15 protein-coding genes are annotated in these 14866 nt (G+C 69.4%); 6 read left to right on the top strand and 9 right to left on the bottom strand.

Translation table 11 applies throughout. The features are described 5' to 3' along the window. Nucleotides 1-101: 101 nt before the first annotated feature. Together DFR50_RS27820 and DFR50_RS27825 are read left to right on the top strand one after the other, a co-directional pair. Complete coding sequence (locus tag DFR50_RS27820) at nucleotides 102-1421, top strand: adenylate/guanylate cyclase domain-containing protein (protein WP_245428186.1); 1320 nt, start codon at nucleotides 102-104, stop codon at nucleotides 1419-1421. Between the two features lie 120 nt (nucleotides 1422-1541). Then, nucleotides 1542-2333 (top strand): thioesterase family protein, encoded by a 792-nt coding sequence (locus DFR50_RS27825; RefSeq protein ID WP_210209058.1) that lies wholly within the window; start codon nucleotides 1542-1544, stop codon nucleotides 2331-2333. A gap of 9 nt (nucleotides 2334-2342) precedes the next feature. On the opposite strand, the gene DFR50_RS27830 is transcribed toward DFR50_RS27825, so the two are convergent. The 6 genes from DFR50_RS27830 to tkt form a co-directional block, all read right to left on the bottom strand. Next, the gene (locus tag DFR50_RS27830; RefSeq protein ID WP_170153423.1) at nucleotides 2343-2747 is read right to left on the bottom strand and encodes a type II toxin-antitoxin system VapC family toxin; all 405 of its coding nucleotides are present in this window, start codon (nucleotides 2745-2747) and stop codon (nucleotides 2343-2345) included. Continuing rightward, on the bottom strand, nucleotides 2744-2971 hold the full coding sequence (locus tag DFR50_RS27835) for a FitA-like ribbon-helix-helix domain-containing protein (protein WP_113893042.1): 228 nt from the start codon (nucleotides 2969-2971) through the stop codon (nucleotides 2744-2746). The genes DFR50_RS27830 and DFR50_RS27835 overlap by 4 nt, the downstream gene beginning before the upstream one ends. A 173-nt stretch (nucleotides 2972-3144) precedes the next feature. Next, nucleotides 3145-4212, bottom strand: a complete 1068-nt coding sequence (fba, locus tag DFR50_RS27840) for a class II fructose-bisphosphate aldolase (protein ID WP_113892999.1) — start codon at nucleotides 4210-4212, stop codon at nucleotides 3145-3147. Nucleotides 4213-4253: 41 nt separating this feature from the next. Continuing rightward, nucleotides 4254-5453: a phosphoglycerate kinase gene (locus tag DFR50_RS27845; protein WP_113893001.1), complete on the bottom strand. Its 1200-nt coding sequence runs from the start codon at nucleotides 5451-5453 to the stop codon at nucleotides 4254-4256. Nucleotides 5454-5558: 105 nt separating this feature from the next. Continuing rightward, a complete protein-coding gene (gene gap / locus DFR50_RS27850; protein ID WP_113893003.1) occupies nucleotides 5559-6569 on the bottom strand; it encodes a type I glyceraldehyde-3-phosphate dehydrogenase in 1011 nt (336 codons plus the stop codon). Nucleotides 6570-6748: 179 nt separating this feature from the next. Then, nucleotides 6749-8743, bottom strand: a complete 1995-nt coding sequence (gene tkt, locus DFR50_RS27855) for a transketolase (RefSeq protein WP_113893005.1) — start codon at nucleotides 8741-8743, stop codon at nucleotides 6749-6751. 169 nt (nucleotides 8744-8912) lie between these two features. Here tkt and DFR50_RS27860 point away from each other — a divergent pair, with 169 nt between their 5' ends. Together DFR50_RS27860 and DFR50_RS27865 are read left to right on the top strand one after the other, a co-directional pair. After that, the gene (locus tag DFR50_RS27860) at nucleotides 8913-9215 is read left to right on the top strand and encodes a DUF4164 family protein (protein WP_113893007.1); all 303 of its coding nucleotides are present in this window, start codon (nucleotides 8913-8915) and stop codon (nucleotides 9213-9215) included. A 33-nt stretch (nucleotides 9216-9248) separates the two neighbouring features. After that, a complete protein-coding gene (locus tag DFR50_RS27865) occupies nucleotides 9249-9584 on the top strand; it encodes a cell division protein ZapA (RefSeq protein WP_113893009.1) in 336 nt (111 codons plus the stop codon). Nucleotides 9585-9598: 14 nt separating this feature from the next. On the opposite strand, the gene DFR50_RS27870 is transcribed toward DFR50_RS27865, so the two are convergent. Continuing rightward, the gene (locus DFR50_RS27870) at nucleotides 9599-10051 is read right to left on the bottom strand and encodes a response regulator (RefSeq protein WP_113893011.1); all 453 of its coding nucleotides are present in this window, start codon (nucleotides 10049-10051) and stop codon (nucleotides 9599-9601) included. Between the two features lie 86 nt (nucleotides 10052-10137). Between DFR50_RS27870 and DFR50_RS27875 the strand changes: the two genes are divergently transcribed. Continuing rightward, nucleotides 10138-11250 carry a sensor histidine kinase gene (locus DFR50_RS27875; protein WP_113893013.1) on the top strand — a complete coding sequence of 371 codons (1113 nt, stop codon included), beginning with the start codon at nucleotides 10138-10140 and terminating at the stop codon, nucleotides 11248-11250. A gap of 49 nt (nucleotides 11251-11299) precedes the next feature. Here the strand turns inward: DFR50_RS27875 and DFR50_RS27880 are convergent, their stop codons facing one another. Beyond that, nucleotides 11300-13000, bottom strand: coding sequence for a cache domain-containing sensor histidine kinase (locus tag DFR50_RS27880; RefSeq protein ID WP_170153424.1), 1701 nt, complete (start codon nucleotides 12998-13000; stop codon nucleotides 11300-11302). Nucleotides 13001-13136: 136 nt separating this feature from the next. Beyond that, nucleotides 13137-13988: an SDR family NAD(P)-dependent oxidoreductase gene (locus DFR50_RS27885; protein ID WP_113893017.1), complete on the bottom strand. Its 852-nt coding sequence runs from the start codon at nucleotides 13986-13988 to the stop codon at nucleotides 13137-13139. A 156-nt stretch (nucleotides 13989-14144) separates the two neighbouring features. On the opposite strand from DFR50_RS27885, the gene DFR50_RS27890 reads away from it, so the two are divergent. Further along, entirely contained in the window at nucleotides 14145-14813 is a 669-nt protein-coding gene (locus tag DFR50_RS27890) for a L,D-transpeptidase (RefSeq protein ID WP_113893019.1), read from the top strand. Nucleotides 14814-14866: the final 53 nt, after the last annotated feature.

Here is a 14866-nt window from a genome sequence, read left to right on the forward strand (position 1 = left end):
GGCGCCCCCTCGCCTCCTTGGCGCCGAACGCCGCGATCGCGTACACTGCCGCGCGGGGGCTCGCGAACGACGCGGATCTCAGCGGGAGCGGAATCTTGGCGATGAGCCTTCCGGCGGGCGAGGCGACCTTCGCCATCGCCGACCTCGACAGCACGCTCGCCCAGAGAATCGTCGACGTCCATATCTGGGCGGTGAAGGCGGGGCTTCGCGGCGCCGACGCGCCCGAATTGTTCGACGGCTACTGCCAGCGCCTGGTGATCAACGGAACGCCGCTGTGGCGGGCGCATTCGGCGATGGAGACGCTTCATCCGCAGTGGCGGGGCTACGGCGTCACCTGGCGGCGCGACCTCAACGCCATCGCGCCGGAGAGCTATCCGCATGGCGACGACGACGATCCGGGGTGGGTCCGGAGCCCGTTCAACGCCCTGATCGAACGGGCGCGCGCGGGCGAAGCCAACCCGACCATGCGCCGCCGTCTTGCCGCCGGCCCCGCCGAACGGGATTTCCCGGCGCTCGAGGAGTTCTTCGCCGCCGGCGCCGCCGATTACGCCGCCTATCTGTTCGTGTACGGCGATCCCGCCGCCATGGGCGCGGCGCAGGCCGACCGCTCGCACGGCGGGGGCGTCGTCTATTCCTTCGCCACCGACCGCAAATCGGGCTTTGCCGACGACGATCTTGCGCTGGTGGAGGCGACCCTGCCCGCGCTGGCGCTGGCGATGAAGGCGCACGCCGGGCACGCGATCGCCTCGGGGCTCCTGCGCGCCTATCTCGGCTGGGACGCCGGCGGGCGGGTTCACGCCGGCGCGGTGACGCGCGGGTCGATGGAGCGGCTGACCGCGGCGATCCTGTTCGCCGACATCCGCGGCTTCACCCCCTTGAGCGATTCGGCCCCGGGACCGGCGGTCATCGACCTCTTGAACGACGCGTTCGAGGCGATGGCGGCGCCGTTGCGCGAGCGCGGCGGACAGGTTCTCAAGTTCATCGGCGACGCCATGCTCGCGACCTTTTCGTTCGACGAGGAGGGCCGCGCCGCGACCTGCGCCCGGGCGCTCGACGCCGCGGTCGAGGCGCGCGGCAATCTCGAGGCCATGAACCGCGTCCGCGCCGAGGCCGGCGCGCCGGTGGCCGAGGTCGATTTCGCGCTGCACGCAGGCGAAGTGCTCTACGGCAATGTCGGGGCGGCCGACCGGCTCGACTTCACCGCCATCGGGCCGGCGATCAACGAGGCGGTGCGGATCGAGGCGCTGTGCCAGCCGCTCGGGCGGGCGATCCTCGTCTCGGCCGAGTTCGCCGCGATCCTGCGCGACGCCGGCCGGCCTCTCCCCTCGCTCGGGCTGCACGCGCTGCGCGGGGTCAGGGCGCCGAAAGAGCTGTTCGCGCTCGACGACGACGGGGCGGCGACGGCGCCCGGATCGGCGTAGCGGGAGCGCCGACGATCTGGACTCGATCGGCGGCGGCGGCTCGGGCATCATGGCGAGACCGACGGCGGCGCCGCACCGCTCCCGCCTCGGCCAGAAGCCCGAAAGCCCGTGGAGCCTCGCTTGGACGCCGCTTATGTCGAAACCGCCGAGGGCGTCTTTCTCGCCAGCCCCTTGACCCGAGGCCCGTGGCATCCGGACCACCAGCACGCCGGGCCGCCGTCGGCGCTGATCTGCCGCGCCGTCGAGCGCGCCGCCGCGGCGGACGGCTTCGGCCATCTCGGGCGCCTCACCGTCAATCTGCTGCGCCCGGCGCCGATCGGCGCATGCCGCGTCGAGGCGGCGCACGACTACGTCGGCCGCACCGCCGGCCATTATTCCGGACGATTGATCGCGCAGGGCAAGGAGATCGCCCGCTTCACCGCGCTGGCGCAGCGCGAGGAGGCCGTGCCGATCCCCGAGGGCACGCCCGGCCACCCGCCGCCGCAGGCGCCGAAACCGTGGCGGCAGAGCCCGGCCGCCACGATGGCGGTGATCAGCACGCATGCTTTCGGCTACGCCGAGCTGGTCGAGAACCGCGTCGCCGAAGGGACGATGTTCAGGGGCCCGTCGGCGGTCTGGTTCCGCATGGCCCATCCGCTGGTCGCGGGCGAAACGCCGAGCCCCTACCAGCGGGTCGCGGTCGCAGCCGATTCCGGCAACGGAATCAGCGCCTCGCTCGGCTTCGACCGCTTCATGTTCGTCAACTGCGACCTGACGATCAACCTCTTCCGCCGCCCCGTGGGAGAATGGATCTGCCTCGAGGCGCGCAGTCTGTTCGGCGGCAACGGCTGCGGGCTGGCCGAATCGGCGCTCTTCGACGAGGAAGGCGTGATCGGCCAGGCGACGCAGTCGCTGGCGGTGCGGGCGCGGTAGCGGCGGGGCTCACAGGGCGACAAGGCCGAGATGGGTCTCCATCGGCGCGAAATCACGGTCGTCGTGCAGCAGGGCGCACCTCACGAGCGGGACGCCCTCGCGCATCGCGAGCGCCAGATAGACGCAATCATAGAGCGGGTGGTCGAGTTCGGCGGCGAGCCGCGCGGCGGTCATGAGCAGGTCGGCAACGGAGGTGAGCGCGATCGGCGCCGCTTGCAGCGCGGCGATCGCATCGAGGTCATCCGCGCTGGTGAGCACGCCCCTGCGCTGATGCTTCCACAACGCGTTGCCGACCTCGACGAGAATGAGATCGGGCGCGGTCAAGGCTTCGCTGCGAAGCGCCGCCGCGCAGTCGGCGCCGGGTTCGTCGATGAACCATTTCACCACGACGCTGGCGTCGATGACCAGCTTCAACGGTCCCTGTCCTCGCGGATCAGATCGGCGCTGGTCCCGTCCCAGCGCGTTCGGCTACGGATGGCGTCGGCGCGGCTCCAAAAGTCCTTGCGCCCGGGCGTCAGCGCCTCCCGCAGCGCCTCGCGATGCTCCGCCTCCATCGAGCGGCCATGCTCAGCGGCGCGACGCTTGAGCGCGGCGACCAGCGCAGGATCGAGCCCACGCACCGTCAACTGCAGCGGCATCGACGCCTCCATTGCCTGCTTTTCAGGGCGCAGGCAATGTAGGCGGCCGATCGGCGGGCTTCAAGCTGGCGGCGCTTTCGCGTCTTTGAAGACGAAAAAAGGCGGCCGCTTCTCGCGGCCGCCTCGAAAGTCCCGTTACTCTGCGCCGCGACCTTCGCGGGCCGCGCAGAGGCTCACGCGAACTTCGGATCGAGCTCGCCGCTGGCGTAGCGCTTGGCCATCTCGCTGAGCGGATAGACCTTCTTGATCTTCGGCGCCTGCCCGGCGGTGTTGAACTCCTCGAAGCGCAGCTTGCAGATCTTGATCATCGCGTCCTGCGCCGGCTTCAGATACTTGCGCGGGTCGAACTCCTCCGGGTGCTCCTGGAACACCTTTCGGATCTGGCCGGTGATCGCCATGCGGTTGTCGGTGTCGATGTTGATCTTGCGCACGCCGTTCTTGATGCCCTTCTGGATCTCCTCGATCGGCACGCCGTAGGTCTGCGGCATCTTGCCGCCGAACTTGTTGATGATGTCCTGCAGGTCCTGCGGCACCGAGGACGAGCCGTGCATCACGAGGTGAGTGTTGGGCAGTTTCTTGTGGATCTCCTCGATCACGCTCATGGCGAGGATGTCGCCGGTGGGCTTGCGCGAGAACTTGTAGGCGCCGTGCGAGGTGCCCATGGCGATGGCGAGCGCGTCGACCTTGGTCTCGCGCACGAACTTGACCGCCTCGTCCGGATTGGTCAGCAACTGGTCGTGGCTGAGCTTGCCCTCGGCGCCGTGGCCGTCTTCCTTGTCGCCGGTTCCCGTCTCGAGCGAGCCGAGCACGCCGAGTTCGCCCTCGACCGAGACGCCGCCGAGATGGGCCATGTCGGCCACCTGCTTGGTGACGCCGACGTTGTAGGTCCAGTCGGCCGGGGTCTTGCCGTCCGACTTCAGCGAGCCGTCCATCATCACCGAGGTGAAGCCGGCCTGCATCGCGGTGACGCAGGTCGCCGGGCCGTTGCCGTGGTCGAGATGCACGCAGATCGGAATCTGCGGGTACATTTCCGTCAGCGCCGCCATCATGTGGTTGAGCATGATGTCGTTGGCGTAGGAGCGCGCGCCGCGCGAAGCCTGGATGATCACCGGGGCTTCGAGTTCGGCCGCCGCCGCGCCGATCGCCAGCGCCTGCTCCATGTTGTTGATGTTGAACGCCGGGACGCCGTAGTCGTTCTCGGCGGCGTGATCCAGAAGTTGTCGCAACGTTACGCGGGACATGTGTGCTCCCTTGCCCTTTGATGGCTGAAAACGATGACCTGTTACTTCGCCCGGAGCGCCTCGACGCCCGGAAGCGCCTTGCCTTCCATCCATTCGAGGAAGGCGCCGCCGGCGGCGGACACGTAGGTGAACTGCCCGGCGACGCCGGCGTCGTTCAGCGCCGCGACCGTGTCGCCGCCGCCCGCGATCGCCTTGAGCTTGCCGTCGCGGGTCAGGAACCCGACGGTCCTGGCGATGGCGAAGGTCGCCGCCTCGAACGGCGGCGTCTCGAAGGCGCCGAACGGACCGTTCCACACCAGCGTCTTGATGCCGCCGAGCAGGCCCTCGATCTCGACCACCGACTTCGGCCCGATGTCGAGGATCATCTCGTCCTCGGCGACATGGTCAACGTCGACCACCCGCGAGGGCGCGTGCGCCTTGAACTCCTTGGCGACCACCGCGTCGATCGGCAGCACGATGCGGCACTTGGCCGCCCCGGCGTCCGCCATGATCTTGCGCGCGGTGTCGGCCATCTCCTTCTCGGCGAGCGACTTGCCGATGGCCTTGCCCTGCGCGAACAGGAAGGTGTTGGCCATGCCGCCGCCGATGATCAGCACGTCGACCTTGTTGATCAGGTTGCCGAGCAGCTCGAGCTTGGTCGAGACTTTCGCGCCGCCGACGATCGCGGCGACCGGGCGCTCGGGATTGCCGAGCGCGATGGTCAGCGCCTCGAGCTCGGCCTGCATGGCGCGGCCGGCGAAGGCCGGCAGCTTGTGGGCGACGCCCTCGGTCGAGGCGTGCGCGCGGTGGGCGGCGGAAAAGGCGTCGTTGACGTAGAGGTCGCCGAGCTTGGCCAGCCCCGCGACGATCTCCGGGTCGTTCTTTTCCTCGCCCTTGTAGAAGCGGGTGTTCTCGAGCAGCAGGATGTCGCCGTTCTTCATGGCGGCGATCGCCGCCTCGGCGACCGCGCCGATGCAGTCGGCGCCGAAGCCGACCGGGCGGCCGATCACCTCGGCGACGGCGTCGGCGACCGGCCGCAGCGAGTTCTTCTCGTCCGGGCCGCCCTTGGGACGGCCGAAGTGGGCGAGCAGAATCACCTTGCCGCCCTTGTCGGCGATCTCGGCGATCGTCGACTTGACGCGTTCGATGCGCGTCGTGTCGGTGACTTTTCCGTTCTCGGTGGGAACGTTCAGATCGACGCGAAGAAGCACGCGCTTGCCGGCGACGTCGGCGTCGTCGAGCGTGCGGAATGGTTTGCTCATGTTCGTTCCCCTTCGAATGGAAATCGTTGGGATCAGTTTGGCCTTCAGCGTCCGCCGGAGCCAGGAGCTCCGGCGGCGCGACGTTTCACACCTGCGGCTTTGCCGTCAGATCGTCTTGGCGAGCGCGATGGCGGTGTCGGCCATGCGGTTCGAGAAGCCCCACTCGTTGTCGTACCAGCTCAGGATGCGCACGAAGGTGCCGTCGATGACCTTGGTCTGGTCCATGTGGAAGATCGACGACCGGGCGTCATGGTTGAAGTCGATCGAGACGTTGGGCTTGTCGGTGTAGCCGAGGATGCCCTTGAGCGGGCCGGCTTCCGCAGCCTTCTTGATCGCCTCGTTGATCTCTTCCTTGGTGGTGGCGCGCTTGGCGACGAACTTGAGGTCGACCACCGAGACGTTCGGGGTGGTGACGCGGATCGCCGAGCCGTCGAGCTTGCCCTTGAGTTCCGGCAGGACGAGGCCGACCGCCTTGGCCGCGCCGGTCGTGGTCGGGATCATCGACAGCGCCGCGGCGCGGGCCCGGTACAGGTCCTTGTGCAGCGTGTCGAGGGTCGGCTGGTCGCCGGTGTAGGAATGGATGGTGGTCATGAAGCCGTGCTCGATGCCGATGGCGTCGTTGAGCACCTTGGCCACCGGGGCGAGGCAGTTCGTCGTGCACGAGGCGTTCGAGAGCACGAGGTGCTCCTTGGCGATCTTGTCGTGGTTCACGCCGTAGACCACGGTGAGATCGGCGCCGTCCGACGGGGCCGAGACGAGCACGCGCTTGGCGCCGGCCGCGAGGTGGATGGCGGCCTTGTCGCGCGCGGTGAAGATGCCGGTGCACTCGAACGCGATGTCGACGCCGAGCTCCTTGTGCGGCAGTTCGGCCGGGTTCTTGATCGCAGTGCACTTGATCTTGTGCCCGCCGACGTGGATCACGTCGCCCTCGACCACCACCTCGTGCGGGAACCGCCCGTGCACGCTGTCGAAACGCAGAAGATGCGCGTTGGTCTCCACCGGACCGAGGTCGTTGATCGAGACGACCTCGATGTCCTTGCGGCCTGATTCAACCAACGCGCGCAGCACGAGGCGCCCGATGCGTCCAAAGCCGTTGATCGCTACCTTCGTGACCATCGATGTTTCTCCTGGGGTCCCGCCCGTTGTTCGCGGCCCACGGCGGCCCCGCTGATTGATACGACCGCTTGATTTAGAGCGCCGGTTCCATGCGCTCCGCTTGATCTAAAGTCTACAGCCTCGCCCCCGTATGCGACAATTCGCCTTAAGGATCGCGTCCCCGAACGCGAGGCTGCGGCTCACGCCCCGAGCCTCGCCTCGGCGGCCTCGGCCACGGCCTCCGGCGTGATGCCGAAAAATTCGTAGACGGCCTTGTAGGGCCCGCTTTCGCCGAACCCGCTCATGCCCACGAACGGGCCGTCGCCGATGATCGCGTCCCAGCCGAAGCGCACCGCGGCCTCGACCCCGACCTTCACGCGCGCGCCGCCGATCACCGACCGGCGGTAGTCCTCGGGCTGGTCGAAGAAGGCGTCCATGCAGGGCACCGACACCACGCGCGCCGCGACGCCCTTGCCTTTCAGAATCTGCTGCGCGGCGATCGCGAGCGAGACTTCGGAGCCGGAGGCGAAGATCGACACCGCGGCCTCCCCTTCCGCCGGGGCGATCTCGTAGGCGCCGCGCGCGCACAGATTCTCGGCGACGTGAGTCTTGCGCAAGGCCGGCAGGTTCTGCCGCGTCAACGCCAGGATCGACGGCGAATGGGCGCGTTCCAGCGCCGCCTGCCAGCACTCGACCGTCTCGACGCTGTCGGCGGGCCGCCACAGGTACATGTTCGGCATGGCGCGCAGCGACGCGATCTGCTCCACCGGCTGGTGCGTCGGGCCGTCCTCGCCCAGACCGATCGAGTCGTGGGTGAAGACGTGCACGACCCGGATCTTCATCAGCGCGGCGAGGCGGAGCGCCGGACGGGCGTAGTCGGTGAAGCAGAGGAACGACGCCCCCGACGGGATGAAGCCGCCATGCACGGCCATGCCGTTGCAGGCCGCGGCCATGCCGTGCTCGCGGATGCCCCAATGGATGTAGCGGCCAGAGAAGTCGTCGGGCGTGATCTCCTTGGTGGCCGCGACCTTGGTGTTGTTGGAGGGGGTGAGGTCGGCCGAGCCGGTCACCAGTTCCGGCACGGCGGGCGCGATCACGGCGAGCGCCGCCTCGCCCGCCTTGCGGGTGGCGATGGTCGGCGCCTTGTCCGCCAGCTCGCGCTTGTAGGCGTCGATGACGCCGTCGAGCCCCGCGGGCAGTTCGCCGCCCACCCGGCGCTCGAATTCCGCGCGCCGCGCCGGATCGAGCTCGGCGAGCCGCTTTCGCCAGGCCTCGTGGTCCGGGGCGCCGCGCGCGCCCACCTCCCGCCAGGCGGACAGAACGTCGGCCGGGATCTCGAACGGCGGGTACGGCCAGTTCAGGTTCTTGCGCGCGCCCTCGATCTCGGCCGCGCCGGCCGCCTCGCCGTGCGCCTTGCTCGTTCCCTCCCTGGTCGGGAGGCCGAAGCCGATCGTCGTCCGGCAGGCGATCAGGGTCGGCCGGTCCGAGGCCTGCGCGGCGCGCACCGCGCTCAAGATCGCCGCGGCGTCGCGCCCGTCGACGTGGCTCGCGTTCCACCCGGCGGCCTGGAAGCGCGCCACCTGATCGACGTTGTCGTTGAGGACGGAGACCTTGCCGTCGATCGAAACGTCGTTGTTGTCCCAGAACACGATCAGCCGGGACAGCCGGTAATGGCCGGCGATGGCGATCGCCTCGTGGCTGAGGCCTTCCATCAGGTCGCCGTCGGAAGCGAGCACGTAGGTGCGGTGGTCGACGACGCTCGGGAAATGGGCGGCCAGCATGCGCTCGGCGAGCGCCATGCCGACGGCGGTCGCGATCCCCTGCCCGAGCGGCCCGGTGGTCGTCTCGACGCCGGGCGTATGGCCGTATTCGGGATGCCCGGGCGTCCTCGAGCCGACCTGGCGGAAGGCTTTCAGATCGTCCAGCGTCAGGCCGTCGGCGCCGCCGGTCCCGGTTAGGTACAGGAGCGCATAGAGCAACATCGAACCGTGACCGGCCGAGAGCACGAAGCGGTCGCGGTCCGGCCAGTGCGGGTCGGCGGCGTCGAACTTCAGGACGTCGCGGAACAGGACCGTCGCGAGGTCGGCTGCGCCCATCGGCAGGCCGGGATGGCCGCTGTTGGCTTTTTCCACAGCGTCGACGGCGAGGAATCGTATCGCATTGGCCAGGGAATCATGGGTTGGGCTCGTCGCCATCGGGGCTCTCCTCAGTCCTTGGTCGTTCGGGAATTGCCTTGATCGCTCGCGGGATTCACGCCTTCGCGCGCGGGGCGGTCCGTCTCAGGATCACTAGCCCGTCAACGCGACGATCGCAATTCGGTTCGCGTTGCGACTCGTTCGAGCATCGCGTAAGCCAAGCGTCGCAATGGATGGAAGCAAAACCTCCCCGGATGGTCTCGATCGCTCGCTGAGCCGGCTCGCCGCGGCGGTGGGTCTCCTGGAGCGGGCCGCCGAGCGGCGGATGCGCCACGACGAGGCGCGCGCCAACGCCGAGGAGGAGTTCGCGCTGATGCAGGACGATCGCTCGCGCCTCGCCGTCGAGCTCGACGCCGCGCTCGACCGCGCCCGCGCGCTCGAGGCCGCCAACGCCGAAGCCGAGGACCGGCTCGCGCGCGCCGCCGAGACGATCGCGCTGGTCATCGAACGCATGGAGCCGCCCGCGGACTAGACCCGCGAGCCGGCGGCAGGGAAGGTTTTCGCCATGGCGCAGGTTTCCGTGACCATCGACGGGAAGAAGTATCGTCTCGCCTGCAACGAGGGCGAGGAGGCGCGCCTCGAACATCTGGCCGGCATGGTCGACGACAAGATCGGCGAATTGCGCCGCGCTTTCGGCGAGATCGGCGATCAACGGCTGGTGGTGATGGCGGCGCTCACCTTCGCCGACGAACTCGCCGAGGCGCGGGACGTCGCAGAGGCCGGCCGCGAGCGCGCCGAAGCCGAAGCCGCCCGGTCGGGGTCGCTGGCCGCCGCCCTCGACGGGCTCGGGGCGCGGATCGAGGCGCTCGCCGCCCGCCTCGGCGGCGGCGCGGAAAGCTGACCGGGGTCCGGGCGCTAGCTGCGCGGCTGTCCGTAGACGACGCCGCGATCGATGATCTCGGCTGCGATCTCGAGCAGGGCGTCGGCGCTGTCCGGCTTGACGAACACAGCGTCGGCGCCGGCCGCGAGCGCCTCGTCGTGCACCGGCTTCGCCGTCGACGTGGTCAGGACGACGACCGGCAGACTCTTGACCTGGAACGTTTGGCGCAGCGCGTGCAGGAACTTCACGCCGTCGAGCCGCGGCATGTTGAGATCGAGCACCACGATGTCCGGCAGCCGGCTCATCAGATCCTCGACGGAAATCTGGTAGCTCGCGTCGAGGCCGTCGCCCGCCACTTCGAGAACGACTTCGCGCCCGATTCCCGCCTTCACCCGGTCCAAAGCGCGCTGGAAAAGATAGACGTCGTCAGGATCGTCCTCGATCAGCATGATCCGGCACGGCTTCAAGGCGGGCGTGGCTTTCGGCATGAGGAACCGGACACCTTTCTTCGAGACTGTGGGCAGGGCGCCGGCCCGCCGCTTACGGCGGCGGCCCTGAGCGACCGGGGGCGACGATGACGCGCGGCTCCGACAAGCGCTTCCGGCTCGCGGTCGAGGCGTCGCCCGCATCCATGATCATGGTCGACGCCGACGGGACGATCGCGTTCGCCAACGCCGAAACCGGCCGCATGTTCGGATATCCGGTCGACGATCTCGTCGGGCGTTCGATCGACATCCTGGTTCCCCGCCGGGCGCGCGCGGGGCACGCCGGTTTGCGCCAGGGCTTCTTCGCCGCGCCCAGCAAGCGGCCGATGGGCGCCGGCCGCGATCTGTACGGAACGCGACAGGACGGCACCGAGTTCCCGGTCGAGATCGGCCTCACGCCGATCGACGCCGCGGACGGCGCCATCGTGCTCGCGACGATTGTCGACATTACGGCGCGGCGGAAGGCGGACCTCGACCTCGCGCAACGCGCGAGCGATCTCGAACTCGCCAACGCGCGGCTGACCCAGTTCGCTTACGTCGCCTCGCACGATCTGCAGGAGCCGTTGCGCAAGATCGCGGTCTACGCGGGGCTGCTCGACGAGGCCATCAAGGCGGGGGACGCCGCCGCCGCCGCGCGCGCGACCGCCATCATCTCGGGCTCCGCCCAGCGCGCCCGCCGGATGGTCGACAATCTGCTCGCCTTCTCGCGCGTCGGCGGCGCGGAAACCCAGACCCGGCCGCTCGACCTGCGCGCCGCGATCGAACTGGCGCTGACCGACCTCTCGGCGTCGATCGAGGAGACCGGCGCCGCCATCCGCCTCGAGGTCGAGCCGGTCGTTGCGCCGGCCGACCCCGCCCAGCTCGGCCGGCTGATCCAGAACATCGTCTCGAACGCAATCAAGTACCGCAAGCCCGGCGCCGCGCCGTCGATCACGATCCGGACGGAGCGCATCGGCGAGACGAGGGTGCGGCTCTCGATCGCCGATGACGGCGTCGGCTTCGATCAGAAGTTCGCGACCGAGATCTTCCTGCCGTTCAAGCGCCTTCATGCGCTCGCGGACTATCCCGGCTCGGGCATCGGGCTGGCGATCTGCAAGGCGATCGCCGACCGCTACGGCTGGGCGCTGGCCGCGCGCTCGCGTCCGGGCCAGGGCTCGACGTTCGAAGTGATTCTGCCGGTCGAGGGCCGGCCCGATCCGTGAAGCGGGCGGCGGCGCTCGTTTGAGCGCGGAACGCGGACGACGGCCGGGTCTACGGGGCGCGGCCGGCCAGAGGGATCCGGATCGTCAGCGTCGTGCCCCCGCCCGGCCGGGACTCGATGTCCAGACTGCCGTGACTCACCGCCAGTCGTTCCCGCATGCCGCGCAGTCCCAGGCGCGGCGAGGCGCGGCTCACTTCGTCGACGTCGAATCCGACCCCGTCGTCCTCGACGGTCATCACCACGTCGTTCGGCGACGTCGTCAGCGTGACGCCGACGGCGCTGGCCGCGGCGTGCTTGACGACGTTGGTGACGCTCTCCTGCAACACCCGGTAGAGGGTGGTCTCGACCTCGGGCGGCAGTCTGCGACCCTTCAGCGCCAGATGAAGGTCGAAGCGCAGCCCGGAGCGCTGAACCCATTCCTCGATGAAATGCCGGACCGCCGACTCGAGACCGATGTCGTCGAGCGCGACCGGCCGCAGCTCCCATGCGATGCGGCCGACCTCGCTTCCCACCGCCCCCGTCAGATCTTTCAGGTCCGAGAGCCCGGACTTCAGCAAGGCGACGTCGGGCCCGCACCGCTCCAGCGCCCCAAGCTTGAGGTTCATCGCCGCAAGGTATTGCCCGAGCCTGTCGTGCAATTCGCGGGCGATCCGGCGGCGGTCCGATTCCTGGCGAGTCACGACGCTGTCCAGCACCGCCGACAGCTCCTGCGCGCTGTCCTCGAGTTCCCGGGTCCGGTCGGCGATGCGCTGCTTGAGAAGGCTCCTCTCCCGGCGGAGGGTCACGGCCGACGCGTGCAGCCGACGCGCGCTCCAGAGCCCCGCGAGGGTCACGCCGAGGCAGAGCAATCCGAGTTCGGACGCGAGCCTCCGCCAGGACCGGTCGACGCTCGCCGTCGACTGCCCGACCAGGAGATAGAAGGGCGCATGGCTCAGCTTCTGATAGGCCAGCAACCGGTCGATGTGGTCGAGCGGGGAAGCGGCCTGGTAGAGGGTCTGACCCTCGCGCCCTTGGAACAGCGCCGGCGACGCCGGCGCGGCCATCATCGCCACTTCCGACACGCCGACCCCGCCGGGATCGGCCGGATCGGCGGGATCGGCGGAGTGAACGGCGATGCGGGCGCCGTTCGTGGTCCGGAAGACGATGTCGCCGTGGGGATCGAGTTCGTCGCGCGCGATTCGCGTCTGAAAGTACGCCACCGGGATGCTGCCCGCGACGACGCCGAGGAAACCTCCCTTGCCGTCCTCGAGGCGTCGCGCCAGCACGATCACCTGCTCGTCGCCGAACTTGGCCCTGTGGGGACCCTCGAACATCAATCCCTGCTCTCCGGCCTTCGAGCGGGCAAAGTAGTCGCGGTCCGCGACGCTGACGCCGGTCGTCGCATATTGGACAGCGGCGCCGCCGCCCAGCACCAACCGACCGTAGGAATCGGCGATGAACACCCGCGACGAAAAGGGAATATTCGCGAGCTCTTCTTGCAGACGCTGGATCAGCCGTGGTTTTTCTTCCGATCCGCTCTCGACGCCGTCGACGTATTGCCGGGCGATCGACTTCAGCAGCGCGTCGAACTGCTCGAACGTGTTGTCGAAATCGCCGGCGACGCCCTTGGCCGTGGTGAGCACGGACCTGCCGGCGGAGGCGTAGTCGGCCGACCGGACCTGCCAGACGAGCAGCGCCGCCAGCAGCGCAGGCAGCAGCGCGGCCGACAGCGCCGCTGCATAGTACCTCCAGGCCAGAGGCTCGTCATTCATCGCTTCGCCCGCCCCGGACGAAATCGTCCGGTCTGTCATCGGGAACGGGATTTTTGCGCGGCGCCGCCGAGTCCCGCACGTTGGCGCCGTCCCCTCATCGGGCGCGGCGGCGCCGCGCCGTTTCGCGAGCCGGCGTCTAGCCCTTCGCGAACGCCGCGAACGCGGCCTGGTAGTCCGGATGCCAGCGCGACAGCGGCGGCCGGTTCTCGACGATGTCCATCGCCGCCCACAGGATGCGTTTGGCGTCGATCTCATGCGTCACGTCGTTGTCCGGGCACAGGACATAGAAGTCGCCAGCGGACATGCGCTCGATCAGGAACGCGACCACCTGATCGGGCGTCCACGCCCCCGCCGGCTTCTCCCCGCCGCCGCCCGGCCGGGTCATGGCGGTGAAGGTGAAGCCGGGGATCAGCAGATGGGCGCTGACCCGACAGCCCGCGATGGCGCGCAGGTCGTGGGCCAGCGCCTCGGTCACGACCTTCACGCCGGCCTTCGACACGTTGTAGGCGGTGTCGCCCGGCGGACAGGTGATCCCCTGCTTGGACCCGGTGTTGATGATCGCCGCGGGCCCGCCCTGCGCGATCATCGCCGGCGCGAACGTGTTGACGCCGTGGATGACGCCCCACAAATTCACGTCGATGACCCGGCGCCAGGCGTCGAGGTCGCCCAGGACGCCGCCCCCGCCGCCGACGCCGGCGTTGTTCATCAGGATCGCGACCTCGCCGAAGGCCTCGTAGGCCACGTCCTTCAGGCGCACGAGGTCGCGCGGATCGCCGACGTCGACGACGCACAGGCGCACGTCGTTGCGATCGGCGACGATCCCGGCGAGACGCGCGTCGGCGGCCGCGAGCGCCGCGGCGTCGCGGTCGGCCAGGACGACCTTCATCCCCAGACGGGCGAACGCCGTCGCCGCGGCGAGCCCGATGCCGCTGGCGGCGCCGGTGACGACCGCGGCGCGGCCGGACTGAAGTGCGGGATGCAGCGACATGACCAATCCTCTTTGCGGTTCCCCGCCGAGGCTGGGTGGCCGCGGCCATGGCGATCAAACGACGGTCGGGCCGCCGCACGCAAGCCCGGACTTGTCAAATCGCCGTCGTCGTTATCAAGTTCATTCGATCGACGGCATCGAGTGGAAGTTCACGTCATGGGTCCAGTGCGCGCGTTTTTTGTCGGCTCTCTCGCCGCGTGTGTCGCCGTTGCGCACGGAGGGGGCGCGCTCGCCCAGAACTTCTGGCCGTTCGGGCAACCGCCAGCGCCGGCGACGCCGCAGTCCGGCGTCCCCGGCCCCGCGGGCCTTCTGCCGCCCGACGCCGATCCGGCCTATTCAACCCCGGTCGACCTCGACGTCAAGGTCGACCGGGCGCGCCCGACGCGACGCGAAATCGCCGACCCGACCGGAGAGCCGGCGGGAACGGTCACCATCAACACCAAGCTGCGCAAGCTCTATCTGTCGCTCGGCGACGGCCGCGCCGTCGAATACGGCATCGGCGTCGGCCGCCAGGGTTTCGCCTGGAAGGGCGAGGCCGAGATCGGGCGCAAGGCCTACTGGCCGGGCTGGACGCCGCCGCCCGAGATGCTGGCGCGCAGTCCGGAACTGCCGGCCCATCTCGACGGCAGCCTGAGCAACCCGCTCGGCGCGCGCGCCCTCTACCTGTTCCAGGACAAGAAGGACACGCTGTTCCGCATCCACGGCACCAACGATCCGGCCTCGATCGGCCACGCCGTCTCGTCGGGCTGCATCCGCATGCTCAACGTCGACGTGATCGACCTTTACGGACGCGTGGCGAAGGGCACGAAGGTGGTGGTGCTGTAAGGGCGGAAGGCGACGGGTCAGCCGCAGCGTCGCCGACCAGCCGCCCGCCCGCC

Source organism: Roseiarcus fermentans (genome assembly GCF_003315135.1).
Taxonomy (GTDB): Bacteria; Pseudomonadota; Alphaproteobacteria; order Rhizobiales; family Beijerinckiaceae; genus Roseiarcus; species Roseiarcus fermentans.

Bases quoted from the DNA above. Each gene is read 5' to 3' on its own strand.
- DFR50_RS27820 (WP_245428186.1), top strand. From the start codon at position 102: ATGAGCCTTCCGGCGGGCGAGGCGACCTTCGCCATCGCCGACCTCGAC.
- DFR50_RS27835 (WP_113893042.1), bottom strand. From the start codon at position 2,971: ATGCCGCTGCAGTTGACGGTGCGTGGGCTCGATCCTGCGCTGGTCGCC.
- fba (WP_113892999.1), bottom strand. From the start codon at position 4,212: ATGTCCCGCGTAACGTTGCGACAACTTCTGGATCACGCCGCCGAGAAC.
- DFR50_RS27845 (WP_113893001.1), bottom strand. From the start codon at position 5,453: ATGAGCAAACCATTCCGCACGCTCGACGACGCCGACGTCGCCGGCAAG.
- gap (WP_113893003.1), bottom strand. From the start codon at position 6,569: ATGGTCACGAAGGTAGCGATCAACGGCTTTGGACGCATCGGGCGCCTC.
- tkt (WP_113893005.1), bottom strand. From the start codon at position 8,743: ATGGCGACGAGCCCAACCCATGATTCCCTGGCCAATGCGATACGATTC.
- DFR50_RS27860 (WP_113893007.1), top strand. From the start codon at position 8,913: ATGGATGGAAGCAAAACCTCCCCGGATGGTCTCGATCGCTCGCTGAGC.
- DFR50_RS27865 (WP_113893009.1), top strand. From the start codon at position 9,249: ATGGCGCAGGTTTCCGTGACCATCGACGGGAAGAAGTATCGTCTCGCC.
- DFR50_RS27870 (WP_113893011.1), bottom strand. From the start codon at position 10,051: ATGCCGAAAGCCACGCCCGCCTTGAAGCCGTGCCGGATCATGCTGATC.
- DFR50_RS27875 (WP_113893013.1), top strand. From the start codon at position 10,138: ATGACGCGCGGCTCCGACAAGCGCTTCCGGCTCGCGGTCGAGGCGTCG.
- DFR50_RS27880 (WP_170153424.1), bottom strand. From the start codon at position 13,000: ATGAATGACGAGCCTCTGGCCTGGAGGTACTATGCAGCGGCGCTGTCG.
- DFR50_RS27885 (WP_113893017.1), bottom strand. From the start codon at position 13,988: ATGTCGCTGCATCCCGCACTTCAGTCCGGCCGCGCCGCGGTCGTCACC.
- DFR50_RS27890 (WP_113893019.1), top strand. From the start codon at position 14,145: ATGGGTCCAGTGCGCGCGTTTTTTGTCGGCTCTCTCGCCGCGTGTGTC.